The following is a 24240-nucleotide window of genomic DNA, read 5'->3' as shown; positions in this document are numbered from 1 at the left end:
ATGCCGGGACCCGTCTTTCTGGAGGCCGACGCGGTGACGCTTCGGCCCGTCGAGGCCGCGGACGTCGAGTTCGTCCAGCGTTGCATGAACGACCCCCGCGTCTGGCGGCCCGCGCTCGACGCGACCCCGATGAACCGCGAACAGGGAACGGAGTTCTTCGAGGACGTGCTCTCGGACGAGGATCACGTCCACTGTCTGATCTGGGACGGCGACGCGCCGGTCGGGGTCGTCTCGCTGACCGGCACCGAGTACGGGCCGGGCGCGACCGATCGGTCGCGGGCCGCCGAGATCGGCTACTACGTCGCCCCGGAACACCACGGAAACGGGTACGGCTCGGACGCGGTCGCCGAACTGGTCCGGTACGCGTTCGAGGATCTGAACCTCCGGCGGGCGAGCGCGCGGGTCGGGGCGTTCAACGACGCCTCGATCGGCCTGCTGGAGTCGCTCGGCTTCGAGCGCGAGGGCCGGTTGCGCGAGGCCGCGTGGTTCCGCGGGGAGTACCGCGATATGCTGTGGTACGGGCTGTTGCGCGCCGACTGGCGGACCGAGTAGAGCAATTTACTTTGGGACGGCCACCCAAACGCCGCGCATGGTGATGAAAGAATCCGAGACGGAACTGGAGCGCGAGGATCCGGTGCCGAACTTCGAACTGGAGGGGACCGACGGCGAGACGTACACGCTGGAGTCGTTCGCCGACTACGAGGCGGTCTTGCTGGTGTTTACCTGCAACCACTGCCCGTACGCGCAGGCGAAATTCGAACTGCTCAACGACGTGGCCGCCGAGTACGACGACGCCGCGGTCGTCGGGGTCAACCCCAACGACGCCGAGGAGTACCCCGACGACTCGTTCGAGAAGATGGTCGAATACGTCGAGGACGGTACGATCCGGTACGACGCCTACCTCCGCGACGAGACACAGGCGGTCGCCGACGCCTACGGCGCGGTCTGTACTCCCGATCCGTTCGTCCTGCGCAACGAGGGCGACACCTTCACGCTAGCGTACCACGGCCGGCTCGACGACGCGCTCAACCCCGACGACGAGGCGACCGAAGTGTACGTCCGGGACGCCATCGACGCGGTGCTGGCGGGCGAGGACGTGGACCTGGAGTTCATGCCCTCGCGGGGCTGTTCGATCAAGTGGAAGTGAGACCAAGCGTTCGGAGTCGGGCGCGGGCGAGTCCCGGCGCCGCCCGCCGACGCCGCGGCGGCCAGCGAGAACGTCCCGCGAGGAGCCGACCCCGCCAGCGAGGGCGGCTGTCACGCCGGATACCCGCCGCGGGGGGACAACGCTTTCCTCACCGGGCGTCGAACGCCTCGTCGTGTCAGCGCTCGAAGACCCCCTCGAAATCGGGGGACTCCGCCTGCCGAACCGGCTCTACCGCGCGCCACTGCTCGAATGTGCGGGCAACGGCCCGGACGCGGTCGACACCCTGATCCGGGAGCTCGAACCCGCCGCGGCGGCCGGCGCCGGCCTCGTCTGTCAGGGCGCGACCATCGTCCGCGAGGAGGGCGGCTGTGCCGCCCCGGGGATGACCAGCGTCGCCGATCCCGAGTTCGTCGCCCGACTCGCCCGGCTGACCGACGCGATCCACGACCACGGCGGCCGGATCTTCGTCCAGCTCGAACACGGCGGGCTCCGGAGCATGGAGACGTGGCACGCCGAGTACCGCCGCGAACACCCCGAACTGCGCCAGCTCGCGGTCTCGCGGCCGCCCCGAGTCCTCCGGGCGCTCGACCGGCTCGGGTTTCTCAGCTACGACCCGGAAGTGCTCACCACGGAGGCGGTGTACGACCTCGCCGCCGACTTCGGGCGCGCGGCGGCGTCCGCGGTCGAGGCGGGCTACGACGGGGTCCACATCGCGGGCGCGAACATGGGGCTGGTCCAGCAGTTCCTCTCGCCGTTCTACAACCGTCGGGACGACGAGTTCGCCGACGGCGTCCGGTTCCTGTCGGTCGTCCACGACGAGATCCGGGCGCGGGCCGGCGACGTGGCGCTGATGGCGAAGGTGCCCGCCGAGACCGAGGCGCCGCCGTTCGTCCGCAGGCGACTCGGCGCCGACGACGCGGTCGAGATCTGCGCCCGCCTCGACGAGATCGGCTACGACGCCGTGGTGCCCGTGACGGCCTCGACGTTCTGGGACATGAGCATCGTCCGCGGGGAGTTCCCCGAGCGAGCGTGGCGCGACGACCGCTTCCGGTCGGGGTACGCCGCGGCGTTCGGCGGCCGGTGGCGGGCCGCGGCGGTGGCCGCGGCAAACCGGCTCGAAGCGCTCGCCTACGACTTCGAGCCCGGGTGGAACGCCGACCTCGCTCGACGGGTGCGCGAGCGCGTCTCGATCCCGGTGTTGCTCGAAGGCGGGATCCGCGACCACGAGCAGATCGACCGGCTGGTGGGCGAGGCCTGCGACGCGGTCGGGATGGGCCGGCCCTTCTACGCCGAGCCGCGACTCCCCGCCCGCATCCTCGACAGCGAGGACGCCGGCGCGCTCTGCGAGAACTGCAACAACTGCACCGTCCCGCAGGCGACCGGCGCCCGCGGCGTCTGTCGGACCCCCGCGGTGCTGGCCGAGCGGGGCGAACTCGACCGGGCGGGCGCGTACGAACTGCCGGGCGACGCCGAAACCGGCGCGCGCGAGGAGTGAGCGCACGAACCGGTCGGCGGTCGAAGCCGACGGGAGCGACGCGCTCGCCCCGGAGGCGACCCGTACGCGAGAGGACGCCAGCGTTAGGTGACGGGCGGTCCAATCGCCGCCATGGCTCGCGAGATCACCCACGAGGCGACCGGCCCGCTCAAGCTCGACGAGAGCGACCTCGACGAGGAGAAAGGAGACGTCGCGGTCTGCCTGTGCGGCCTGTCGGGATCGTACCCGTTCTGCGACGGCTCGCACCGCGCGACCGACGACGAGGCGGCCGAGACCGTCTACAAGTACGACGGCGACGACGCCGACGGCGAGCGCCGCGAGATCGAGGAGATCGTCTTCGCCGACGAGTGAGGAGAAGCGGCCGACTCGTCTCCGGGCGAGCTACTCCGCGAGCGCCCGGAGGCGCTCGGGGAGGGTCCCGAGATCGACCGCCTCGGGCGTCTCGCCGTCGGCGTCGAGCTCCCTGAACCCGGTCCCGGTCAGCACCGCGACCACCGCGTCGTCGGCCGCGAGTTCGCCCGCCGCCGAGAGCCGCCGGATCCCCGCGAGCGTCGTCGCGGAGGCGACCTCCGCGCAGAAGCCGGCCTCGGCCGCGAGCGTCGACTGAGCGTCGAGTATCTCCTCGTCCGGGACCGAGACGACCGCCCCGCCCGTCGCGCGGACCGCGGCGAGCGCCCGAGTTCCGCTCGGGGGGTCGGCGTTGGCAATCGAGTAGGCGACCGTCTCGCCGGCGTCGACGGCGGTCACTTCCTCGCGGCCCTCGCGGTAGGCTTCGGCGATGGGGTCGCAGGCCGCCGCCTGCACGAGACAGAGCCGCGGGAGCGAGTCGGCGTCGAGCAGGCCCGCGGCTTCGAGCTCCCGAAGCGCTTTCCACGACGCGCTGGCGTGGCCGCCACTGCTGGTCGGTAACACGATCGCGTCGGGCGCCGTCCGGTCGGGGTCGCCCGCGCCGGCCGCGAACGCCGCACAAATTTCGAGCGCGGTTGTCTTCTGGCCCGCGACCCGGAGCGGGGTGTCGGAGTTGACGAACTCGACCGGGACGTCGGCGTCGAGCGCGTCGTAGTAGAGCCGGCCGTAGTCGCCCGAGACCCGCAGGATTCGGGGGTCGTACTGCGCGATCGCGGCGAGTCGCTCGGCCGAGATGTCGTCGGGGACCAACACGACGCAGTCGGCGTCGGTGCCCGCGGCGTGGGCCGCGGTGCTGATCGCCATGTTGCCGTGCGAGACCGTACCGACCCACGGGCGGTCGTTCGCGGCGGCCCACGCGACCCCGACCGCGCTCCCGCGGTCCTTGAAGCTCCCCGTCGGATTCTGGCTCTCGTCTTTCAGCCAGAGCCGACAGCCCGCGTCGTCGTCGAGGCCGGCGGCCCGGACCAGCGGGGTGTCACCCGCGCCGGCGCCGACGCCGTCGCGGCGCTCGACCGGTAGCAGGTCTGCGTAGCGCCACGGCCCGCCGGTCCGTCCCGGGGCGTCCCCGTCTGGCCACGCGAAGCCCGCGGCCGCGCCGTCGGTGTCGAACCACAGCGGTTCGCCACACTCACACCGCTTGCGCTCGGGAAACGCGGCGGTCTCGCCGCAGCGATAGCAGACGAGCCGCGTCATTCACCCATCGCGTCTTCGTACGCGTCGGTCGCGCGTTCGACGCCCGCCGCGACGTAGCCGGCGTCGACGCCCACGAGCTGGTAGTCGTAGCCGTAGTCGGCCCATAGGTCGATCTCCTCGACGGTCGTCGCGAGCGTCCCGACCGGGGTGTCGACGCCGTGGGCCGCATCGAGCACCTCGGTCACCGCCTCGCGGAACCGGGCGGACTCGTAGGCCCCGAACACGTCGAGCGACGCCGAGAGGTCCGCCGGACCCACGAGCAGGGCGTCGATCCCCTCGACCGCCGCGATGTCGCGGGCGTTCCCGACCGCGCGCTCGGTCTCGACCTGCACCACCGTCACCAGTTCCTCGCCGCCGTCCTCGACCGCCGCGGCGAGGTCTCGACCGTAGTCGTTCGCGCGCGAGCCGGCGATTCCCCGGACGCCCTCGGGTGGATACCGGACCGCCTCGACGGCCTCGCGAGCCTCCTCTGCGGTCTCGACCATCGGGACGAGGACACCGGAAACGCCGGTGTCTAGCACGCGCTTGACCCGGACCGGATCGTTCCACGCCACGCGGGCGAGCGTCGCGGCCGCGCCGTCGCTGGCGGCCTCGACCGCGCGGGCCGCGTCGGCGACGGCTTCGACGTCGGTCTGGGCGTGTTCGGTGTCGATCACGACGAAGTCGGCGTCCCGACCGCAGAGCTCCGCGACGGTGGGATCGCCGATCGAGAGCCACTGGCCCGTGACGGGGTCGCCCCGCCGGAGCCGGCGTTTGAACTCTGTCACGGACCTATCGTCGCGGGCCCGCGGCAAGTAGGTTTGCGAGCCGGCAGGCGACAGCGGTCAGTCGGCCCGGACGCTGGCGACGATGAACAGGTACCCGACCGTAGTGACCGCGTAGTTGACCGTCAGCAGGATTTTGCTGTTCGAGAAGTCCGTGAGAAACGCGCTGAACGTGGTGGCGGCCGCGGCGGCGACGACGAGCGAGAAGCCGACCATCAGCAGCAACATCGACCGGCGCTCGGTCTCGACGTACGCGCGGGCCGCCTTCGCGACGAGCGTGAGCCCGACGACGACGAGGGCGGCGCTGAGAGCGACGTAGACGATTTCCATCGGTTGCATTCGGTCCCCTGAGCCTACTCAACACAGCCTGTTAAAGCTATCCGGCGGTATCAGCGAGGATAATCAGCGATCGAGCGCGGTCGCCAGCCGCTCGATCGGGTGGGCCGGCCGCCGGTCGGCGAGCTGAGTCCGACACGACGCGCCGGGCGCGACCACCGCGTCGGCGTCGGCGTCCCGGAGCTGATCGCCCAATAGTCCCGCGATCGACTGCGAGAGGTCGTAGTGCTCGGCGCGGTAGCCGAAGCTCCCGGCCATCCCGCAACACCCCGAGTCGACGGCCTCGACCTCGTAGCCCGCCCGCCGGAGGACCTCGGCGGCGTGGCCGTCGGTGCCGAGCGCCTTCTGGTTGCAGTGGCCGTGGTAGGCCAGCCGGTCGTCGGGCGCCTCGAAATCGAGTCGGTCGAGGGCCGACTCGCGATCGAGGTACTCACAGACCCCGTAGGCGTTCCGGGCGAGCCGGTCCGCGTCCGGGTCGTCGATCAGATCGAGGTACTCGTCGCGGGTCATCGCGGCGTCGGAGGGCTCGACGTAACAGACCGACCAGCCCTCCCGGACACGAGGTGCGAGCGCCCCCACGTTGGCCTCGGCGCGCTCGCGAGCGAGGTCCAGAAACCCCTCCGAGTAGGCCGCCCGACCGCTCGGGGCGAGGTCTGGGACCGCGACTCGGACGCCGGCGGCTTCGAGGACCGCGACCGCGGCCCGCCCGGTCTCGGGGTAGACGTAATTGGTGAACGTGTCGGGGACGAGCACCACCCGGTCGACGGCGTCCTCGGGCGCGATTCGGGGGCCGCCCCGGGACCCGAACCACGACGCGAACGACTGGTCGGCGAACTCGGGGAGGTCGCGCTCGCGGGCCACCCCGGCGACCTTCTCGGCGATCAGCCCCGTCCCCGGCGCGTTCGCCAGCCAGTTCGAGACGGGCGCGAGCGCCGACCCGACCCGCAACAGCCGGTCGGCCTCGGCGAACAGCCGCTCGCGGAGCCCCGCGCCCTCCCGCTCGTGGTAGCGGTGTTTGACCTCGGCCTTGAGCTTCGCGAGGTCGACGCCAGTCGGGCAGTCGCTCTGACACCCCTTACAGCCAAGGCAGAGGTCTAACACCTCCCGCTGGAAGCGCTCGGTGAAGATCTCCTCGGGCGGGAGTTCTCCCGAGATGGCCGCCCGAAGCATGTTCGCCCGGCCCCGGGTGGTCGCGATTTCCTCGTCCATCCCCCGGTAGGAGGGACACATCACGTCCGAATCGGTCTGGCGACAGGTGCCACAGCCGTTACACAGCTCCACGAGGTGCGAGAAGCCGCCCTCCTCGGAGAACTCCTGCTCGGTCGACGGTTCGAGCGAGGCGTAGGCGGGCCCGTACCGGAGGTGTTCGCGCATGTCGGCCCCGACCCCGCGGTCGGCGTCCGGGCCGACGTCCGCCGGCGACTCGCGGAACACCACCTTGCCGGGGTTGAGCCGCCAGTCGGGGTCGAACGCGGTCTTGAGCTCCTTGAACGCCGTCCAGAGCTCCGGGCCGTACAGCTTCGGGTTGAACTGGGTCCGGGCGAGGCCGTCGCCGTGCTCGCCCGAAAAGGATCCGCGGTGGTCGAGCACGAGCGAGGTCACGTCCTCGGCGATCGACTGCATCTTCTGGATCCCCTCGTCGTCTTTGAGGTTCAACACGGGCCGGATGTGGAGGGTGCCGCTCCCGGCGTGGGCGAAGTACGCCGCCGAGGTGTCGTGGGCCTCCAGCACGCCCATAAAGCCCTGCACGTACTCGGCGAGTTCCTCGGGCGGGACCGACGCGTCCTCGATGAACGGGTAGGGTTTTGGGTCGCCCTCCATGCTCATCAACAGCGGGATGGCGGCCTTCCGGAGCTTCCAGAGCCGGGCCTGCTCGGCGTCGTCGTGGGCCCCCAGCGCGTCGAACGCCGCCCCGGAGTCGACGAACTCGACGGCGGCGTCCGCGACCGCGGCCTCGAGGTCGTCGTGGCCCTCCGAGTCGAACTCCACCATCAGCGCCGCGGCCGCGTCCGCCGGGATCGGCTCGGCGTACGCGGCGTACTCGCTCGACTCGCGGGCGAGCCGGAACACCGCCTCGTCCATGAGTTCGACCGCGCTGGGGTCGAGATCGAGCGCGTCGGGCACCGCCGCCATCGCCTCGACCAGATCCGAGAAGCAGTAGAGCCCGAGCGCGGTCTCCTCGGGCACCGACACCAGCGAGAGGGTCGCTTCGACGACCACGCCCAGCGTCCCCTCCGCGCCGACGAACAGCTTCGCGAGGTTCAGACACCGCTCGCCCGCGTCGTTCTCGTAGACGCACTTGTGGAGGTTGTACCCCGACACCGACCGCTTGAGTTCGGGATAGCGGGCGTCGATCTCCTCGGCGTTGTCCTCGACGAGCCCCCGGACGGTGCGGTAGACGCGGGCCTCCCGGTCGTCGCGGGCGACGATCGCCTCCCACTCGGGGCCGTCGAGGACCACCTCGCGGGCCCGGATCCGGGTGCCGTCGGCCAGCACCGCCTCGCAGGACTCGACGTACGCGTCGGTGATGCCGTACCGGACCGAGTGGGCGCCGGTGGAGTTGTTGCCGATTCCGCCGCCGACCGTGGCGCGGTTCGAGGAGGCTGGGTCGGGCGCGAACTTCAGTCCGTGCTCGGCGAGGCGGGCGTCGAGGTCGTCCTGAACGACTCCGGGCTGGACCGTCGCGCGCTCGGCGTCTGGATCGACGTCGAGGATCGCGTCCATGTGCCGCGAGCAGTCGAGTACCACACAGCCCGGACCGACCGACTGGCCCGCGAGCGACGACCCCGCGCCGCGGGGCAGGACCGGCGCTCCGTGGTCGGCCGCGACCGACATCGCGGCCCGCACGTCGCCGGCGTCGGTCGGAAAGACGACGCCGGCGGGCCGGGCCTGATAGACGCTCCCGTCGGTCGCGTAGAGGATCTGGGTGTACTCGTCGAAGCGGACCGCGCCGTCGCAGGCCGCCCGCAGGTCGTCGGCCAGCGCGGCGTGGACGGGGTCGTCGGGCGCGTCGATCCCGAGCGACTCCCGGTAGTCGTCGAGGCCGACCGGTCCGACGTCGGTGGGGGATGACATGCTACCAGTTGGCACTCCGGACGGCTTAAATCCGGCGCGCGACCGACTCGGCGGCCCCACGGGCGCGGGCGGCGACTCCCACCGGTCGGCGCGCCGACCTGTCACCCGTCGGTTGCGCCGGCTTTATGCGGTGGCCTCGGCGTTTCCCGCCATGGGACGATGGGGTGCGCTCGCCGGACGGGCGGGCGACGACGACCGCGACGCCGACCGAGGACCGCCGTCGCTGGAGGCGTTCATCGAGTCGAACCACCAGTTGTTCACCATCATCGGGATGTTCGGGGCGCTCTCGGTGTACCTGATGGAGTTTCAGGCGTCGGCGTCGACCGCCCGCGGCTCGGTCGGCGCGGTGCTGTTGCTCTTTTTGGTCTCGTCGGGCCTCGCCGTCAGGAACTCCTATCGGTGCACCGAGCGGGCCCGCGAGCACGGCGAGTACCTGCTCGTGTTCGGCTACGCGGTGTTCATGTACTCGTTCGTCACGCTGACCGTCTCGGTGGTGCTCGTTATCGCCAGCCGGTACGCCGAGGGGGCCGAACACGTCCTCGGGTCGAGTTTCGTGTACGCGCTGGTGTTCATCTACGTGCCCTTCGTGTTCGGCGCCGAGGCGTTCGCCGACTTCGACGGATCGACGCGACTGGCGGCCGCGGTCCGGCACGCGCCCCACGTCGGCGCGCTCGCGATGGCGGCGTGGTACGGCCGCAAGTGGGCGCTCGGGGCGTTGCCGAGCCCCGAACTGGTGAGCGCGGCCCGCGGAATCGGGTTCGTGACGAGCCTGCTCGGCAACCACCTCGTCGTCACCGGCGCGGTGTTCGGCGCGCTGTGGACCCTCGACCGGGTCGCCGGTCACCTGCTGCGGTGAGCCGGCAGGACGCGGTTGCCCCTCTGTTTCTGGGCCCGACGCCGCGATCGCGGTCGAACCGACGGCCCGATCAGTCGGCCGCCCACACCGTAGATGCTTTCGTCGTCGACCCCGTACGGTCGACCACGGAGTTCAACGCCGTTCGAGTCGACATCGCATCCCCGCGCACCGACACGTAGAGCCGGCGATCGCCGGGGCGACATGCAGATTTAAATAACTTCGAATATATGTTAATCAAAACATCATTCGCACGCCGGGCCGATCCGAGCGTTCCGACCCGCGGGACCTCTGCGGGATGACCGCCAGCCCGGACCCAGAGCGTACCGCGGGCCGCGAGGAGTCAGTCGATCGAGACCGCCGCCGCACAACACGACACGAAGGTATGACCGACGAGCTACGCGACGAAAACCGGAAGATAGAGGAGCTACACGAGGTCGCCTCCCGGATGCAGGCCTGCGACTCCAAGCCCGAGGCGTACCGCCTCGGCGTCGAGGCCGCCGAGGAGATCCTGGAGTTCGACATCTGCGGGATCGACGAGGTCGAAGACGGCTCGCTCGTCCCGCAGGCGACGTCGACCGAGATGCCGGCCGACGGGTACGACACGATCGATACCGATACCGGGCTGGCCGGCCGGACGTACCGGCGCGGCGAGTCGTTTTCCATCCCCGACGTGCGAGCCATGGACGCGGCCGAGCCGATCCAAGACGAGTACCGCTCGATCCTGAGCGTCCCGGTCGGCGACCGCGGGGTCTTTCAGGCCGGGTCCCGGGAGACCGACGCGTTCGACGAGGACGACGTAAGGCTCGCGGAACTGCTGATGTCCCACGTCGGCGAAGGGGTCGACCGGATCGAGTCTCAGGCGGCGTTACGCGAGAGCGAACAGAAGTACCGGACGCTAGTCGAGGGGAGCCACGACGCGATCTTCATCCACGGCGACGGGTCGTTCGAGTTCGTCAACGACCGGGTGGCCGAGCTCACCGGCTACGACCGCGAGGAACTGCTCGGGCTGTCGGTCTGGGAGCTCGTCCACGAGGACGACCGCGAGCGGGCCCGCGAGTTCTTCGAGGGCACCGAGAGCGAGGACGGGGCGCCCCACGAGGAGATTCGGATCCGAACCGACCGCGGCGAGGTCCGACACCTCGACGTGAGCGTTCAGACGATCAGCTACGGCGACGACACGGCGTACCTCGGATCGGCTCGGGACGTGACCGACCGCCGCGAGCGCGAGCGAACCGTCAAGCGCCAAAACGAACAGCTCCGGGAGTTCACCAGCGTCGTCAGCCACGACCTCCGGAACCCGCTCAACGTCGCGCAGGGCTACCTCGACCTCGCGCGCGAGACCGGCGACCCCGAGCACTTCGAGAAGGCCGAGCGGGCGCTCGACCGGATGGAGTCGCTCACCGGGGAGCTGTTGGAACTCGCCCGACAGGGCCACGACGTCGACGAGACCGAGCGCCTCGACCTCGAATCGGTGGTTCGGCGCGCGTGGGCGGTAGTCTCGACCGGCGAGGCCGACCTCGTCGTGGCGGACGGACTCGGCCGGCTCGACGCCGACGAGAACCGCCTCCGCGAGCTGTTCGAGAACCTGTTTCGCAACTCGATCGACCACGCCGGCCGCGACGTCACCGTCGAGGTCGGACCGCTCTGCGGGCCCGCGGCCGCCGACCGGCCGGCCGAGGGCTTCTACGTCGTCGACGACGGGCCGGGGATCACCGAGTCCGAGCGCGAACTGGTGTTCGAGCGGGGCTACACCACCGCCGAGGACGGCTCGGGGTTCGGGCTCGCCATCGTCGACGACATCGTCGACGCCCACGGCTGGGACGTCGCGGTCCGCGACGGCGACGCCGGCGGCGTCCGGTTCGAGATAACGACGGGGTAGCTACCGGAAGCCCTCGACGTCCGAGATCGAGAGCGGGCTGGTCGGCAGGTCGGCGGGCGGCTCGGGGTCGTTGTAGCCGCCGGGGGCGACGTCGTTCGGCGCGTCGGGGTAGAACACCGACGCGATCAGTTGGATCTGTCGCCGACCCGCGTCGAGTTCGAACTGACCCCCGCCGTACATCCGAACGTCGCGCTCCTCGCAGTGCTCGACGACCGCGAGCAGCGACTCGATCGACCCGAACCGCGAGGGCTTGACGTTGAGCCACGCGGGCTCGAACGGGAGGTTCCGGACGCTCGCGAGGTCGGTGATCGGGTAATCCCACGAGACGCGATCGCGGGCGGCGTCGAGCGCGGCGCTGGTCTCGTCGGTCCACGCCGGATCTTCGAGGACGGCGTCCGGGAACGCCTCGGCCACCCGTCGGTATCGGTCGGGGTCGACGCTCCCCGCGACCTCGCTGTCCTCGTAGTGGGCCTTGAAGTCGACGGTCCGCACGCCGGCGTCGGCCAGCGCCGCCAGCAGTTCGTCGGTCCAGTCGTCGCCGACGTCGAGTTTGAACGCCGCGTCGGGGTCGCGCTCGCGGAACCGATCGAGCGCGTCGGCGCTCGGCGGGTCGCCAAGCGAGGGGCTGATCACGAACCGAACCGGGTCGTAGCTCCGGTCGAGCGCGGCCCCGAGGTGGGTGTCGGCCTGCCGGAGCGCCAGATCGAGCGCGGCGCTCTCGAACGCCCACCGGCGGTAGTTTCGAAACACCGCGTGGTCGGGGTCGCTATCCGGAAACAGATCGCGGTCGGCCAGCGTCTCCGAGAAGGAGTCGACGGTGTACTCGCCCGCGAGGTCGAATCGGTCGGAGATCGGGTGCTCGTCGGCGTCGTACGTCACGTCTTCGCCCCGGCCGATCTCGCCGTCGCCCGACAGCGAGACCGCGGTGGTCGCCCGGGTGAACGCCGGCGTCTCGCGCTCGCGACGCTCGTAGTCGACGGCGTCGACGGTCACCGGCAGGTCCGCGAGTCGATCGTAGTAACTCATGGCCGATCGTTCGCGGGCGGGGGACGAAAAGGTATCCCGCGCTCACTCGGTGACGACCGTCACCGGCCCGTCGAAGTTGAGGATGACCGACTGGGTGAGGTCGCCAAACAGCGCCTTCCCGGTTGGCGAGCGCTTCTCGCCCGCGATGAACAGGTGATCGCAGTCGTGTCGGTCGGCCGTCTTGAGGATCTGCTCTTGCTCGTCGCCGAGCGCGCCGACCGCTTCGTAGGAGACGTCGATCCCGTCGAGGGCCTCCCGACCCACGTCGGCCGCGAACTGCTCGGCGCCGCCCTCGACCTGCTGGGCGGAGTACTGGACCCCGCTCTCGGGGATCTGTTCCATCGCCTGGCGCTTGCTCTCGTACTCCTCGTCGGTGGTGACGTGCAACAGTACGAGCTCCCCGCCGACTGCGGCGACGAGTTCGCCCGCCTCTCGAACGAGTGCTTTGGTGGACTCTTTGGCGTCGACGACCGCGAGTGCTCGGTCCATGTGCCGGCCAAGACCCGTCTCGAACTTAAATAAACCGGTTATTGTATCAATATTCGTTTCGTTTCTCGGCGGTCGGCGACGCGACTTTCGGCGACCACTGGGAAAAAAGGATGCGATCGCGTACCGACGCGCGCTATTCGAGCCGAGCGCCGTTGTACATCTGTCGGCTCGGGCCGGCCGCACCGTACGCCGGGATGTCGAGACCCTGGTACCAGAACCGCTCGTCGAGTTCGTGGTACGTGTTGAGGAACACCACGTCCTCCCAGTTCGCCTCCTCGATCTCGACGTACGCCTCGTTGCGGGCCTGCTCGGCCTCGTCGGTCGGCGCGGCGTTCTGTTCGACGGTCTGCCACGCTTCCTCGGCCCGGTTGGCCGCGTCGGTCTCGGACCAGTTCACGTACGAGATCGGCGCGGGCTGGGACGTGTCGGTCTGGGGCGGATTGAGCAACTGGAGGAAGTTGTCCGGTGCGGGCCAGTCCATCACCCACCCGAGGGTGTAGGCTTCGAGGTTGCCGTTCCGGCCGCGCTGGAGCAGCGTCGAGAACGGCGCGCGCTCTATGTTCATGTCGATGTGCGCGCTCGCGAGCTGGTCGCGCAGGAGTCGTCCGACGCTCGCCCAAGTGTCAGACGACTGGTAGGCAGTGAACGTGAACTCGTAGCGGTTGTTCGGCCCGTAGCCGGCTTCTTCCATCACCTGTCGGGCCTGATCGAGGCGAGTCTCGTTGTAACCGTACGGGTAGTTCTCCTCGGCGTGTTGCTGGTAGGCGTCGGGGCCGCCGGGGTAGATGGCGGGCGGCGTGAAGTGGTAGGCGGCCTCGCCGCGCTCCTTGAAGATCTGCTCGACGACCTGCTGTTGGTTCATCGCGTACGCGGCGGCCTGCCGGACGGCCTTCTCGACCTGATCGGTGTTGAATCCGACGTAGAAGGCGTTGATCGTCGGGACCCCGACGTAGTTGAGCGTCTCGCCGTTCCGGACCGGACCGTACGTCCCGGTCTGGACCCCGCTGTCGTCGGTGTTCTCGACGCTGAGGTTGGCCGGGTCGTAGAACTGCGTCGGGATGCTGAAGTAGTCGGCGTTCTGGTTCATCGCGTACGTCCAGTGGGCGTTTGGGTCCGAGATGATGGCCCAGTGGACCCGCTCGACGTTCGCGGTCTCACCGTAGTAGTCGTCGTACCGGGTGACGGCGGCCTCGTCGTTGGTCGTCCAGAGTTCGAACTCGAACGGGCCGGCGCCGACGGGGTCGTTCGTCCCGAACTCCTGTTGAGTGATCTCGCCGTCGTAGCCCTCGATGTCGCCGACCAGCCCCTCGGGGACCGCGGCGAACGACGTGTACGCGAGCATCGGGAGCGTCGCGTGGAACGGCTCCGAGAGCGTCATCTCGATGGTGTAGTCGTCGACGGCCTCGACCGCCATGCTCCCGGGGACGTAGTTGCCCTCGTCGTCGGTCTCGTGTTCGATGCCGATCGAATCGAGGATGAAGTACGCGCGCCGAGAGCTCTCGGAGGCCGCGAGCCGCTCCCACGCGTACACGAAGTCCTGTGCGGTGACCTCCTCGCCGTTGTGGAAGGTCGCGCCCTCCCGAACGGTAAACGTGTACGTCGTGAAGTCCTCGGACTGCTGATAGTCGGCCGCGAGTAACGGTTCGACTTCGAGCGCGGCGTCCGGATAGTTCATCAGCGGGTCGAAGACCTGCTGGATCACCGTCCCCGAGGCGGTGTCGGTCGCGGCGACCGGGTCCATCGTCGTCATCGATCGGTTGATGAGATCGAGCTGGCCGCCGTCCCCACCCCCGTCTTGCCCGTCGCCCCCTTCGGTCGTGGTCTCTTGGCCCGCGGCGGTGCCCGTGAGCGCTGTCGCCGTCGCGACCCCGCCCGTCGCTTCGAGGAAGCGACGGCGGGACATGTTGGATTTCTCGGACATCCCAACGGAGAGACGACGAACGCACATTTGTATCTAATTATTTATCGTGTAGTATATGGTGATTGGTAAAACTAGACAGCACTCGTGCGTGTTTGGCGTACACCGCTCGAATACAAGTGGGCTCTGGCGGCCTGCGGGCGATGTCGTCGACGTTCGAACGCCGGGCGTCGGGCGCCGAATAATTGTGGGGTTCGTTATCGTCTCACAGTGACAGTAGGTCGCTGTTACCGCCGCGTAGTCGGCCCGAGAATCGGGACAGTCGCGGGCTGAGCCGAGACATTCCGCGTATAACAAAGTGGAAATCCGACGTTCCGGCCGAGTAATGAGACGACTCGCGGCCGCCCTCCCCGACGAGCGCGCCACGTCCCCGGCGATCGGCGCGACGCTACTGGTCGGCGTCACGGTCCTGCTGGCGACCGCCGCCGGCACCGGCATGTTCAGCCTCGCCGACAGCGCGACCCAGGGCGCGTTCGCCAGCGCCTCGATCAGCCACGAACCCGCCGAAGACAGAGTGAGCGCGACCTGGATGGCGAACGCGAACGCCGATCGCCTCCGGGTGACGGTCCGGGTCGGCGACGACCGCCGGACGGTGAGTCTGCAGGCGGTCGGCGACAGCGTCGTCGTCGACCACGGCGGCGTGACCGTGAACTCGGGGGCGGTCCGCGCGTGGGACGATCCGAACCTCGACGACGGCGACCGGGTGGCGGTCACCGTCGTCGCGGTCAAAGGCGGCGAGACGCTCGTCGTCGCCGAGCGGAGCGCCACGATATAAAGAGCGCGCGGAACGGGCGGTTCAGTCGACGTACATCGAGTAGGTGATGACCGCGAACCCGACCGCGGTCAGCCCGCTCTCGATGACCAAGACGAAACTCCGGTCGAGTCCGACCGCCTGATCCGCGAGGCCGGCGAGGAACGCCCCGAGGGTCACGACGGCGAACCCGATCGAGAGAGCCCGGAGCGCGGGCGACGCCGTCCGACGGTAGGCTTTGAACGCGAAGTAGCTGATGAGGCCGCCCAGCATGAGCGTGACGGTCTTGAGGACGACGACGAGCGTGGCGACGAGTGGAGTAGCCTCGTGAGTCATGTCTGTTTGCGCACCTCCGACCACATGTCCGCGAGTCGCTCTTCGGCCGACCGAGAGGGTCTGGAGACCGTGACGTCGAACTCCCGGGCGTCGGTGACCGCCAGCGTCACGTCCTCGAAATCGAGGTCGTACCGGGTGGTGTGGTGACCGTCGCTCCGGACCTCGGTGAGCTCTCTGAGGAGCGAGGCGTCGCTCAGCAGGTCCAGCTTCCGGTACACCGTCGAGAGCGGGATGTCGGTCGCCTCCGCGAGTTCGCTGGCTGTCATGGGTTCGTCTAGCTGTTTGACGATGGCCCGGCAGTCCGGGTCGTCGAGTGCGTCGAGGACCGCCTGGAGATCCGGGTCCTCCTCGGCTCCCACCGGGTCTCGTACCATCCAAGTTGACCTTGCCCCACCCGACACATAATACGTTCGACCTGGGCCGACCCCGGAGCGAGGCGCTAACGACCGAACCGGTTCGGGTCCGGAGCGCGGGCGAACCCGTTCGGATCCGTTTTCATTTCGTGGGAATCGCTTCGCCAACGTTTAAGTGGTGGTGTCCAAGGTTCAATTGCATCATGACCACTTTCGGCGCCCCCGGAAACGGACCGTCTCGACGCGACTTTCTGAAGGCGACCGGTGCTGGCGGCCTCGCGGCGACCGCAGGCTGTGCAGCCCCGAGTCAGAACGAACAGACCGCACAGACGACCCGACAGGAAGCGATGCAGAGCGACGACTCGCTTCCGACCACGAGCCCGCCCCAGATCGTCAACGTCGACGAACAGGGCGGACAGGTGACGATGAAGACCCTCCCCGCGCGCCACGACGTCCACCCCGGCGAGTCGATGGGCGGTCCCGTCGAACTGCCGCGAGTGTGGGCGTTCCAGGCCGACGATCTGGACCCGAGCGTCCCCGGTCCCATCCTCCGAACCACGAAGGGCGAGGACATGGAGGTAACGCTCGACAACACCGAGGGCAAGCGGGCCCACACCATCCACTTCCACGGCGTCACGAAGACGTGGAAGAACGACGGCGTCCCGACCACGACCGGGATCACCGTCAAGCCCGGCGAGAAACACACCTACGACATCCCCGCCAACGTGGCCGGCACGCACCTCTATCACTGCCACTTCCAGACCCAGCGTCACATCGACATGGGGATGTACGGCATCCTCCGAGTCGACCCCGAAGGCTACGAGGAGGCCGACAAAGAGCACTTCCTGACGTTCAAAGACTGGGACTCGCGACTCCCCCGCCAGATGGCCGGCGAGGACGTCAACTACAACCCGCGGAACCGCCGCCCCGACGTGTTCACGGTCAACGGCAAGAGCGCGCCCCGCACGCTCCACCCCGAGAAGGGCTCGCCGATCATCGTCCAAGAGGGCGACGACGTCCGGCTCCACCTCGTGAACGCCGGCTACATGTCCCACCCGATGCACATCCACAACCACCGGTTCCAGCTGACCGCGAAGGACGGGGGGACGATCCCCGAGGCGGCCCGCTATCCCGAGGACGTGACCAACATCGCGCCCGCCGAACGCCACACCATCGAGTTCACGGCCGACGCCGACCCCGGCGCCTACCTGATGCACTGCCACAAGGTCAATCACGTCATGAACGGCCGGTCGTACCCCGGCGGGATGCTCACCGGCATCGTCTACGAGTCGGTGATGGACACCGACATCTTCGCACAGCTGATGGACTACGCCGGCTACGAGGGCTAATCGACGATGTCAGACACCACGAGACGCGACTTCCTGAAAGGCGCGGCGACGGCGACCGCGGCGACCGTCGGCGCCGGCGCGGCCGCGGGCGGAGCGACCGCCCAGTCGGACGCCAACCTCTCGGCGTGGTTCGAGGACGTCGGCAACTACGACGGCGTCGTCGACGAGACCGGCTCCGACGAGGTGACGATTTCGGTCGGCGCGCAGGGCAACGGCGGCGGGTTCGCGTTCGGCCCCGCGGCGGTTCGGGTCGACCCCGGAACGACGGTCGTCTGGGAGTGGACCGGCGACGGCGGTAGCCACAACGTCGTCGCCGAGAACGGCGACTTCGAGAGCGAGCTGACCGACGAGACGGGCCACACCTTCGAGTATACGCCCGAAGAGTCGGGGATCGTCACGTACGCCTGTTCGCCCCACAAGACCATGGGGATGAAGGGCGCGCTCGTGGTCGGTGACGTCGAGATCGGCGGCGCGTCGGAGTCGGGCGGACTCCTCGGCTCGGTGCTCGGCGACCCGTGGACGGCGGCCGCGGGCGGTAGCATCCTGCTCGGACTGCTGTCGCCCATCGCGTTCGCGGCGTTACTGTTCGGCCGCGATCCCGACCGCCCGACGCCGAAGTGATCGAGCGCCGCTCCGAACCGACTCACGAACGCTGATACGCCGCTTCTCCTCGCGCCGCTACGTCTCGGAGTCGAGCCACTCGCTCCTCGGTCGGCGGATGGGTCGCCACGGCCAGCGGTAGTTCCGCCAGCGGGTCGCCCGCGCCGAGGCCGCCGCCGTCGTCGGCTTCCCGCCGGCGGTCGCCGAGGCCGTGGGGCAGAAAGCAGAGCTCGCGGATCCCCGCGGCCCGGAGATCGACCGACGGCCGACCGTCCGCCCCGGCGTCGAGTCGCTCCAGCGCCGACGCCATCGCCGCGGGCTCGCCCGAGATGAGCGCCCCCGCCCGGTCGGCGGCGAACTCCCGCTCGCGCGAGAGCCGACCGCTCAGGACGACCGCGGGGATCGCGAGCACCCCGAGCGCGACGCCGCCGAACAGCGCGGTGAACGCGACCAGTCCGCCGAACGCGAGCACCGAGGCGGGGCTGAACGCCGGCGCCGACGCGAGCGAACTGCTGACCGCGTAGCCGACGACCAGCGCGAGCCCGACCGCCAGCCGGCGCTCGACCGGCCCGCCGAGGGCCGAGAGCGTCGAGCGGTCCTCGCTGGCGAGCGCCGGTAGGAAAGTCGCAAGCGTCATCACGGTCGCGTCGCGGTTCCGGAGGTGGGCGAGCTCGTGGGCCAACACCGCGTCGAGTTCGTCGCCGTCGAGCCGATCGAGCAGGCCGGTGGAGACGACCACCGTGGCCCGCCCGAGGCCGCCGACGGTGAGGCTGTTCGGCGCGTCGGTCTCGGCGATCGCGAGCTCGGGCACCCGGGCGTCGGCTGTCCGGGCCAGCCGAGCCAGTCGCGCGCGAAGCTCCGGGCGCTCGCCGTCGTCGAGCGGTCTGGCGTCCGCGGCGGCCAGCGTCTCGCGTCTGGCGTACCGGAGCTGACCCGCCGCGAGCGCGGCCGTCGCGGGAACGACCGCCGCGGCGGCGACGAGCCCGGCCCGATCGCCGACGACGGGCCCGAGCCACGGTCGGAGGAGGTACGCGAGGACCGCGACAAGGGCGGCGTCGGCGGCGAGCAACCCCGCGAGCGTGAGAGCGACGCGCCGAGACCGAGCGGAGGTTCGTATCATAGTCGCGGAGACGTGGCGGGCTACGTGGAGAGCCAAGATATATTTGGTGAACGGTTTATCATGTTAGGCGTGAAACGCGCACGCCGCCGCGCCGCCCTCGCCACCCTCTGCGTGTTCGCGGTCGCCCTCGCCGCCTCGCTGTTCCCCGCGGGCGGGTTCGGAAGCCAGCCCGCGGGCGTCGGAGTCGGCGAGAGCCCCGACGCGCCCGCCGGCGGGCCGGCCCCCGACCCCGCGAGCGATTCGCCGACCGCGAGCGCCCCGGCCGATTCGACGACGACCACCGCCGACTCGGAGCCCGCGACGACGGCCGAACCGACCGCGACCGAGACGACGACCGCCGCGGCCGCCACCGACCCCGCGAACGGAGCCAGCGGTCCCGGTGCGGGCGCCCTCTTCGGCGCGGTGTTCGCGCTTTTCGGCGCGATCACCGCGGTCGGGCTCTGGACCGGCGCGCTCGCGGTCACCGCGACGACCGCGGGCGCGATCCCGATCACGATCACCGTCGGCGACACTCCGATCGGCTCGCTGATCGGCGCGATCCCCGCTCGGACGATGGCGCTCGTGGTCGGTTTCTCGGCGTCGGTGCCCCGAATCGTCGACGACGCCGCCGCGCTGAGCCGCGAGGTCGCCCGCGGCCTCTCGACCGCGACGGGCGCGCTCGCTCGCACGACCGCCGGCGCGCTCCGGGTCGGCGCCGCGGGGCTAGCCGCGATCGCCGTCGCCGTCCCGCGTGCGCTCGCGGGCCTCGGAGGCGGCGCGAGCCTCCTCTCGCGGATCGGCGGATCGGGGCTGGGGAGCCTCGGTCTCGACCGCCGCGAGCGCGACGACACCGCACGGACGGTCGCCAGTTCCGAGGCCGACGGGGGGGACGCCGGCCCGCCGTCGGTAGAGGAGGCGTGGCTCGCCATGGCCGAGCGAGTCCGGCTTCGGAACCCGGACGCCCGGACGCCCGGCGAGTTCGCCCGCGCCGCGGTCGAGCGGGGCTACCCCGACGACGCGGTCGGGCGACTGACCGACGCCTTCCGCGAGGTGCGGTACGGCGACCTGGCGCGGACCGACCGCACGTCCATCGCCCGATCGGCGCTCGACCGCATCCGGAGCCACCGGGAGGGCGACAACGAATGATTCCGCGACTGCTCGGGCGCGCGAGCGCTCGTCTCGGCCGACCGCGGACGCTCTCGCTGGTCGGGGGTCTCGCGCTGGCGCTGGCGCTCGGGGTGGTCTTTCTCCCCGGACTGTTCGTCGCGTCGGTGTTCCGGCCGGTCGCGGACGTCGCGGCCGCCCCGGCGCTCGTCGCCCTGTTCGGCCTCGCCGCCGGGGGGCTTGGCGCGCTCGCGCTCGGGCGGGAGGCGACCGGCGAGAGCCGCGCCGAGACGTGGGTCCCCGAACGCGTTCCCGAGCGCGCCCACTACGACGACCACCGGACCACCGGCAGTGCGATCGATTCGGCGCTGGCGGTCGACCCGGAGGCAGACGCCGACGAGCGAGAGCGACTCGCCCACCAGCGGACCGTCGCGCGCGGACGCATCCGCGAGCGAGCTATCGAAGCGATCGCGGCCGCCGAGCGGTGTGATCGCGAGCGGGCCGCCGAACGGGTCGACGCCGGGACGTGGACAGACGACCCGCGAGCCGCGGCGTTCCTCGGGGGGGCGACACACGCCCCGCTCGGGCTCCGAATCCGGGACTGGGCGAGCGGCGAGCGCTTCGAGCGGTGGGCGACCCGGGCGGTCGCGGAGACCGAGTCGCTGGCCGACGGGGAGGGTCGCCGATGAGCGACCGGATCGTCGACTTCGAGCCGGCGCTGGGCCGGAACCGATCGGCCGACGGCCCGGACCGCGAGTCAGATCGCGAGTCGGCTCCCGACGCGGCCGACGCCGACCGCGCCGCGTCCGGCGAGGACGAAAGCGTCGCCGCCGGGTCGCGGTGGGATCCGGGGGTCACCGTGGCGCTGCTCGCGGGCGCGGTCGGCGTGCTCACCGGGACCACCGCGGCGTTTCTCGCCGGCGCGGTCGGGTTCACCTACGCCGCGTACCGGTACGCCTCGCGTGCGCCCGACACCCCGCTGGTCGTCGACCGCGAGATCGACGACCGCTCGCCGCTCCCGAGTCGGACGGCGACCGTGACCGTCACAATCCACAACGAGGGCGAGGAGTCGCTGCCCGACCTCCGGATCGTCGACGGCGTCCCCGAGCGCCTCGCGGTCGTGTCGGGGTCGCCGCGCCACTGTACGAGCGTCCGACCCGGCGAGACGGTCTCGTTCTCCTACGCCGTCCGCGCCCGGCGCGGAAGCCACGAGTTCGGGCCGACGACGCTCGTCGTCCGGTCGCTCGCGGGCGCCACAGAGCGTCGCTTCGAGGTCCGCGTCGACGACTCGATCGCGTGCGAGACTCTGACCGAGACGCTCGCGCTCCCGGCCGACACCTCGTCGTATCCGGGCCACGTCACCACCGACTCGGGCGGCGAGGGCGTGGAGTTCTACGCCACCCGTGAGTTCCACCCCTCGGACCCGCTGAGCCGGATCGACTGGAAGCGCTACGCACGTACCCGCGAACTCAGTACCGTGGAGTTCCGCGAGACGCGGGCGGCGACGGTCGTGCTCGTGGTCGACGCCCGAACCGCGGCCCACGTCGCGCGGCGGGACGGCGAGCCCGACGCGGTGACCCTGAGCGAGTACGCCGCCGAGCGACTCGCCGCCGCGCTGTTGGATCGGAACGACCGGGTCGGACTCGGGTTCTACGGCCCGTCAGAGCGGTACCTCCGGCCGGCCGGCGGCGACGAGCAGGCCGCCCGAATCCGGGCGGCGCTCGACTCGACCCCCGAGTCCCGCGAACGCGAGGTCGGCCTGTTCAGCGAACAGCGGCGCGAACGCGCCAACGACGCGCGGTTCGACGCCCTGCGCAGGCGCCTCCCCGACTCGGCACAGATCGTCTTCCTCTCGCCGCTGGCCGACAATCGGGCCGCCGACGTCGCGAGGCGGTTCCGGGCGTACGGCCACGCGGTGACAGTCGTCAGCCCGGACGTGACGGGGACCGACACCCCCGGCGGCGCGGTCGAGCGCATCGAGCGCGACGACCGCGTCGCAACCGTCCGGGGCGGCGACGTCCGGGTCGTTAGCTGGTCGCCCGACGAGCCGATCCGGACGGCCGTCTCGACTGCGACCGCGAGGTGGTCGCGGTGAGCGCTCCGGCGCGGCGCGCGACCGCGTTCAGCGCGACGGTCGCCGTCCTCGTCGCGGCGCTCGCGGGCCTCGGGGTCGGAGCGGCCGCCGGCGCCCGGTGGGCGACGGTCGCGAGCCTGCTCGGCGCCGGGATCGCCGCGCTCGGCGTCCGGGCATCTCAGGCCCGATCGAACGACCGGCGGGCGGCCGGGAGCGCGGGCATCGTCGCCGGCGCGCTCGTCGTCGCCGGGGTCGCGGCGGTCGGCGAGAGCGCGGTCGCGCTCCTCGCGGGCCTCGCCGTCGGAGCGGCCGCGGTCAACGCGACGGTCTCGCTCGACGCCGACGTCGCCCGTCCCGTCGGTCGAACGGTCGCGCGATCGGCGTCCGTGCTCGTGGCGGGGTCGATGCTCGCGGCCGGCCTCTCGACCGGAGCGTTCGGCGCGTTCGGGCGAATACTCGCCGGACACGTCTGGGCGCTCACTACCGCTCACGACCTCGCGCGTCTGCTCGCCTTCCAGGTCGAGTTGCTGGTCGGTCTCGGACTCCTCCACTGGGCGGTGCCGGTGCTCGACGACTGGCTCCCCGACCGGCGCGAACACCGAGCGGCGACCCTCGGGCGCCTCGAGTACCGGATCGCCGACCTGCCGCGAGGCTACTGGCTGTTTCTCGGACTCCAGTTCGCGCTCGCGCTCACCGCGTGGGGACCGCGGTGGTTCGACCGCTTTCTCGAATCGCTGTCGACGCTCGGGGCGGGCGTCCGACTGGTGCTCCGATCGGGCGTCCTGCACGGGGCGGCCGGCGTGCTGGTGGCGCTCTCGGCCGCGGTGCTGGTCGGGCGGGGGCTCCAGCGGCTGTTCGTCGCGTGGGCGGGTCGCGATCCGCCCCGGGCGCTCTCGCACGCCGCCGGCGGCGTCGGTGCGCTCGTCGGGGCCGCGATCGTGGGCGCGTCTCCGCTCGCGGACGTCGTCGCCGCGGCCGCAGGCCCGGCATGGAGCGAGCCAATCGCCGCCGTCGGCGTCACGCCGATTTTGACCGGCGGGGTCGCGGTCACGCTGTTCGCCGTCGCGGTCGGACAGGCCGTCATCGGCAGACTCGTCCGGCCGTGGATCGAGAGCGACGCGGCCGCCGGGTTTGCGGCCGCCGCGGCCGCGCTCGTCGTCGCCGCGCTCCTCGCGGCGCACGGCGGTGCGTCCGCGCTCGCAGTGTTCACGGCGGTAGCCGGCGCGCTCGCAGTGCTCGACGTCGGCTCGAACGCGGTCGCGCTCGGTACCCAGATCGGGCCCGTCGCCGAGACGCGGGCGGGCGAGGCGACCCACGCCGTCGGAAGCCTGCTGGTCGGTGCGGCCGGCGTCGCGGTCGCGACGCTGACCGGGTTCGTCATGGGATCGGTGTCGATCTCGGTACCGGCGTGGCGGGCACGCCTCGCGGTCGCGCTGTTGCTCGTGAGCGTGCTGTGTTTCGCGATCCGACTGGGTCGTGAGTGATTCTCGGCCGGAAATTCGCGCTTGAAACGTCGTACGATCTGCTTGTGTGACGGGTGCTGTAGCTCGCGATCGATATGAAAAAAGCCCACACGGACACGATGTCCGTGCGGGCTTAACACCTATGAATGGCAGGCGGCGAATCGAATTTCCCAGAGGGTCGCCCACTCCAGTACTCCTCGATACGCAGGCGGGCTTAACTTCCGTGTTCGGGATGGGTACGGGTGTCGCCCCGCCGCTCTGGCCGCCTTAACGCCGACTCGCGGAATCGAACCGCGACCAACTGACCACAATCGGTGATTCGACGATTCCTAACAACCGTATGATACGTGCAATCCAGTTTGCGCCTGGATCCGAGCAATCCGGATCCCAGTGCGAGTCAAATGAGTGTGTGGCTTCGACCTGTTAGTGCTCGCGGACTCAACGCCTCGTTGCCTCGGCGCGTACATCCCGAGTCTATCGAACTCGTCTTCTACGAGTGGTCTCAGTGGTATCTCTTTTCCAGG

Annotated in this window: 22 protein-coding genes, 2 rRNA genes and 1 pseudogene; 13 read left to right on the top strand and 12 right to left on the bottom strand. The window is 70.5% G+C overall.

Features of this window, described 5'->3' with window-relative positions; all coding sequences use genetic code 11:
• The 4 genes from EPL04_RS11355 to EPL04_RS11340 all read left to right on the top strand — a co-directional run bounded on the left by EPL04_RS11355 (window position 1) and on the right by EPL04_RS11340 (window position 2993).
• Window positions 1–552 (top strand): GNAT family N-acetyltransferase, encoded by a 552-nt coding sequence (locus EPL04_RS11355; RefSeq protein ID WP_134671465.1) that lies wholly within the window; start codon window positions 1–3, stop codon window positions 550–552.
• A gap of 37 nt (window positions 553–589) precedes the next feature.
• On the top strand, window positions 590–1147 hold the full coding sequence (locus EPL04_RS11350; protein ID WP_134671464.1) for a thioredoxin family protein: 558 nt from the start codon (window positions 590–592) through the stop codon (window positions 1145–1147).
• A 172-nt stretch (window positions 1148–1319) separates the two neighbouring features.
• Entirely contained in the window at window positions 1320–2642 is a 1323-nt protein-coding gene (locus tag EPL04_RS11345) for an oxidoreductase (RefSeq protein WP_134671463.1), read from the top strand.
• A 111-nt stretch (window positions 2643–2753) separates the two neighbouring features.
• The gene (locus EPL04_RS11340) at window positions 2754–2993 is read left to right on the top strand and encodes a CDGSH iron-sulfur domain-containing protein (protein WP_134671462.1); all 240 of its coding nucleotides are present in this window, start codon (window positions 2754–2756) and stop codon (window positions 2991–2993) included.
• A gap of 30 nt (window positions 2994–3023) precedes the next feature.
• On the opposite strand, the gene EPL04_RS11335 is transcribed toward EPL04_RS11340, so the two are convergent.
• The 4 genes from EPL04_RS11335 to EPL04_RS11320 all read right to left on the bottom strand — a co-directional run bounded on the left by EPL04_RS11335 (window position 3024) and on the right by EPL04_RS11320 (window position 8419).
• Window positions 3024–4244: a threonine synthase gene (locus EPL04_RS11335; protein WP_134671461.1), complete on the bottom strand. Its 1221-nt coding sequence runs from the start codon at window positions 4242–4244 to the stop codon at window positions 3024–3026.
• Entirely contained in the window at window positions 4241–5011 is a 771-nt protein-coding gene (locus tag EPL04_RS11330) for an HpcH/HpaI aldolase family protein (RefSeq protein WP_134671460.1), read from the bottom strand. Before EPL04_RS11330 ends, EPL04_RS11335 begins: the two co-directional genes overlap by 4 nt.
• 57 nt (window positions 5012–5068) lie before the next feature.
• Window positions 5069–5347: a DUF7521 family protein gene (locus EPL04_RS11325; protein WP_134671459.1), complete on the bottom strand. Its 279-nt coding sequence runs from the start codon at window positions 5345–5347 to the stop codon at window positions 5069–5071.
• A 63-nt stretch (window positions 5348–5410) separates the two neighbouring features.
• Window positions 5411–8419 (bottom strand): FAD-binding and (Fe-S)-binding domain-containing protein, encoded by a 3009-nt coding sequence (locus tag EPL04_RS11320; RefSeq protein ID WP_134671458.1) that lies wholly within the window; start codon window positions 8417–8419, stop codon window positions 5411–5413.
• Window positions 8420–8570: 151 nt separating this feature from the next.
• Here EPL04_RS11320 and EPL04_RS11315 point away from each other — a divergent pair, with 151 nt between their 5' ends.
• Entirely contained in the window at window positions 8571–9275 is a 705-nt protein-coding gene (locus EPL04_RS11315) for a hypothetical protein (RefSeq protein WP_134671457.1), read from the top strand.
• A 382-nt stretch (window positions 9276–9657) separates the two neighbouring features.
• Window positions 9658–11154, top strand: a complete 1497-nt coding sequence (locus tag EPL04_RS11310; RefSeq protein ID WP_167599461.1) for a PAS domain S-box protein — start codon at window positions 9658–9660, stop codon at window positions 11152–11154.
• On the opposite strand, the gene EPL04_RS11305 is transcribed toward EPL04_RS11310, so the two are convergent.
• From EPL04_RS11305 to EPL04_RS11295, 3 genes are all read right to left on the bottom strand, one after another.
• On the bottom strand, window positions 11155–12180 hold the full coding sequence (locus tag EPL04_RS11305; protein ID WP_134671455.1) for a hypothetical protein: 1026 nt from the start codon (window positions 12178–12180) through the stop codon (window positions 11155–11157).
• Between the two features lie 42 nt (window positions 12181–12222).
• Entirely contained in the window at window positions 12223–12669 is a 447-nt protein-coding gene (locus EPL04_RS11300) for a universal stress protein (protein ID WP_134671454.1), read from the bottom strand.
• A 133-nt stretch (window positions 12670–12802) separates the two neighbouring features.
• Window positions 12803–14590, bottom strand: coding sequence for an ABC transporter substrate-binding protein (locus EPL04_RS11295; protein WP_134671453.1), 1788 nt, complete (start codon window positions 14588–14590; stop codon window positions 12803–12805).
• Between the two features lie 322 nt (window positions 14591–14912).
• Here EPL04_RS11295 and EPL04_RS11290 point away from each other — a divergent pair, with 322 nt between their 5' ends.
• Window positions 14913–15362 (top strand): type IV pilin, encoded by a 450-nt coding sequence (locus tag EPL04_RS11290; protein ID WP_134671452.1) that lies wholly within the window; start codon window positions 14913–14915, stop codon window positions 15360–15362.
• Window positions 15363–15383: 21 nt separating this feature from the next.
• On the opposite strand, the gene EPL04_RS11285 is transcribed toward EPL04_RS11290, so the two are convergent.
• Window positions 15384–15674 carry a DUF7521 family protein gene (locus EPL04_RS11285; RefSeq protein ID WP_134671451.1) on the bottom strand — a complete coding sequence of 97 codons (291 nt, stop codon included), beginning with the start codon at window positions 15672–15674 and terminating at the stop codon, window positions 15384–15386.
• Window positions 15671–16048 carry a winged helix-turn-helix domain-containing protein gene (locus EPL04_RS11280; protein WP_134671450.1) on the bottom strand — a complete coding sequence of 126 codons (378 nt, stop codon included), beginning with the start codon at window positions 16046–16048 and terminating at the stop codon, window positions 15671–15673. Before EPL04_RS11280 ends, EPL04_RS11285 begins: the two co-directional genes overlap by 4 nt.
• 182 nt (window positions 16049–16230) lie before the next feature.
• On the opposite strand from EPL04_RS11280, the gene EPL04_RS11275 reads away from it, so the two are divergent.
• Both EPL04_RS11275 and EPL04_RS11270 read left to right on the top strand, forming a co-directional pair.
• Complete coding sequence (locus EPL04_RS11275) at window positions 16231–17376, top strand: multicopper oxidase domain-containing protein (RefSeq protein ID WP_134671449.1); 1146 nt, start codon at window positions 16231–16233, stop codon at window positions 17374–17376.
• Between the two features lie 6 nt (window positions 17377–17382).
• Window positions 17383–17853, top strand: a pseudogene (locus tag EPL04_RS11270) (halocyanin domain-containing protein); the annotation flags it as partial.
• A gap of 166 nt (window positions 17854–18019) precedes the next feature.
• Here the strand turns inward: EPL04_RS11270 and EPL04_RS11265 are convergent.
• Entirely contained in the window at window positions 18020–19096 is a 1077-nt protein-coding gene (locus EPL04_RS11265) for a M48 family metallopeptidase (protein ID WP_134671447.1), read from the bottom strand.
• Between the two features lie 69 nt (window positions 19097–19165).
• On the opposite strand from EPL04_RS11265, the gene EPL04_RS11260 reads away from it, so the two are divergent.
• Genes EPL04_RS11260 through EPL04_RS11245 form a run of 4 tightly spaced genes read left to right on the top strand, consistent with a single transcriptional unit; the run spans window position 19166 to window position 23737 of the window.
• On the top strand, window positions 19166–20221 hold the full coding sequence (locus tag EPL04_RS11260) for a DUF4129 domain-containing protein (protein WP_167599460.1): 1056 nt from the start codon (window positions 19166–19168) through the stop codon (window positions 20219–20221).
• On the top strand, window positions 20218–20868 hold the full coding sequence (locus EPL04_RS11255) for a DUF7269 family protein (RefSeq protein WP_134671445.1): 651 nt from the start codon (window positions 20218–20220) through the stop codon (window positions 20866–20868). The genes EPL04_RS11260 and EPL04_RS11255 overlap by 4 nt, the downstream gene beginning before the upstream one ends.
• Window positions 20865–22274, top strand: coding sequence for a DUF58 domain-containing protein (locus EPL04_RS11250; RefSeq protein ID WP_134671444.1), 1410 nt, complete (start codon window positions 20865–20867; stop codon window positions 22272–22274). Before EPL04_RS11255 ends, EPL04_RS11250 begins: the two co-directional genes overlap by 4 nt.
• Window positions 22271–23737 carry a hypothetical protein gene (locus tag EPL04_RS11245; RefSeq protein WP_134671443.1) on the top strand — a complete coding sequence of 489 codons (1467 nt, stop codon included), beginning with the start codon at window positions 22271–22273 and terminating at the stop codon, window positions 23735–23737. Before EPL04_RS11250 ends, EPL04_RS11245 begins: the two co-directional genes overlap by 4 nt.
• A 127-nt stretch (window positions 23738–23864) precedes the next feature.
• Here the strand turns inward: EPL04_RS11245 and rrf are convergent.
• Together rrf and EPL04_RS19035 are read right to left on the bottom strand one after the other, a co-directional pair.
• Window positions 23865–23986: ribosomal RNA gene (gene rrf / locus EPL04_RS11240) — 5S ribosomal RNA — on the bottom strand.
• A 133-nt stretch (window positions 23987–24119) separates the two neighbouring features.
• Window positions 24120–24240 (bottom strand): 23S ribosomal RNA (locus EPL04_RS19035); the annotation flags it as partial.

This window comes from Halorussus marinus (assembly GCF_004521895.1).
Taxonomy (GTDB): Archaea; Halobacteriota; Halobacteria; order Halobacteriales; family Haladaptataceae; genus Halorussus; species Halorussus marinus.
The sequence above is the reverse complement of the archived record's forward strand: the minus strand, read 5'-3'. Positions and strand labels throughout refer to the sequence as shown.

What these genes read in the sequence shown, in the direction of transcription:
- EPL04_RS11355 (WP_134671465.1), top strand. Translation starts at nt 1, where the DNA reads ATGCCGGGACCCGTCTTTCTGGAGGCCGACGCGGTGACGCTTCGGCCC.
- EPL04_RS11350 (WP_134671464.1), top strand. Translation starts at nt 590, where the DNA reads ATGGTGATGAAAGAATCCGAGACGGAACTGGAGCGCGAGGATCCGGTG.
- EPL04_RS11340 (WP_134671462.1), top strand. Translation starts at nt 2,754, where the DNA reads ATGGCTCGCGAGATCACCCACGAGGCGACCGGCCCGCTCAAGCTCGAC.
- EPL04_RS11335 (WP_134671461.1), bottom strand. Translation starts at nt 4,244, where the DNA reads ATGACGCGGCTCGTCTGCTATCGCTGCGGCGAGACCGCCGCGTTTCCC.
- EPL04_RS11325 (WP_134671459.1), bottom strand. Translation starts at nt 5,347, where the DNA reads ATGCAACCGATGGAAATCGTCTACGTCGCTCTCAGCGCCGCCCTCGTC.
- EPL04_RS11320 (WP_134671458.1), bottom strand. Translation starts at nt 8,419, where the DNA reads ATGTCATCCCCCACCGACGTCGGACCGGTCGGCCTCGACGACTACCGG.
- EPL04_RS11315 (WP_134671457.1), top strand. Translation starts at nt 8,571, where the DNA reads ATGGGACGATGGGGTGCGCTCGCCGGACGGGCGGGCGACGACGACCGC.
- EPL04_RS11310 (WP_167599461.1), top strand. Translation starts at nt 9,658, where the DNA reads ATGACCGACGAGCTACGCGACGAAAACCGGAAGATAGAGGAGCTACAC.
- EPL04_RS11305 (WP_134671455.1), bottom strand. Translation starts at nt 12,180, where the DNA reads ATGAGTTACTACGATCGACTCGCGGACCTGCCGGTGACCGTCGACGCC.
- EPL04_RS11300 (WP_134671454.1), bottom strand. Translation starts at nt 12,669, where the DNA reads ATGGACCGAGCACTCGCGGTCGTCGACGCCAAAGAGTCCACCAAAGCA.
- EPL04_RS11295 (WP_134671453.1), bottom strand. Translation starts at nt 14,590, where the DNA reads ATGTCCGAGAAATCCAACATGTCCCGCCGTCGCTTCCTCGAAGCGACG.
- EPL04_RS11290 (WP_134671452.1), top strand. Translation starts at nt 14,913, where the DNA reads ATGAGACGACTCGCGGCCGCCCTCCCCGACGAGCGCGCCACGTCCCCG.
- EPL04_RS11285 (WP_134671451.1), bottom strand. Translation starts at nt 15,674, where the DNA reads ATGACTCACGAGGCTACTCCACTCGTCGCCACGCTCGTCGTCGTCCTC.
- EPL04_RS11280 (WP_134671450.1), bottom strand. Translation starts at nt 16,048, where the DNA reads ATGGTACGAGACCCGGTGGGAGCCGAGGAGGACCCGGATCTCCAGGCG.
- EPL04_RS11275 (WP_134671449.1), top strand. Translation starts at nt 16,231, where the DNA reads ATGACCACTTTCGGCGCCCCCGGAAACGGACCGTCTCGACGCGACTTT.
- EPL04_RS11265 (WP_134671447.1), bottom strand. Translation starts at nt 19,096, where the DNA reads ATGATACGAACCTCCGCTCGGTCTCGGCGCGTCGCTCTCACGCTCGCG.
- EPL04_RS11255 (WP_134671445.1), top strand. Translation starts at nt 20,218, where the DNA reads ATGATTCCGCGACTGCTCGGGCGCGCGAGCGCTCGTCTCGGCCGACCG.
- EPL04_RS11250 (WP_134671444.1), top strand. Translation starts at nt 20,865, where the DNA reads ATGAGCGACCGGATCGTCGACTTCGAGCCGGCGCTGGGCCGGAACCGA.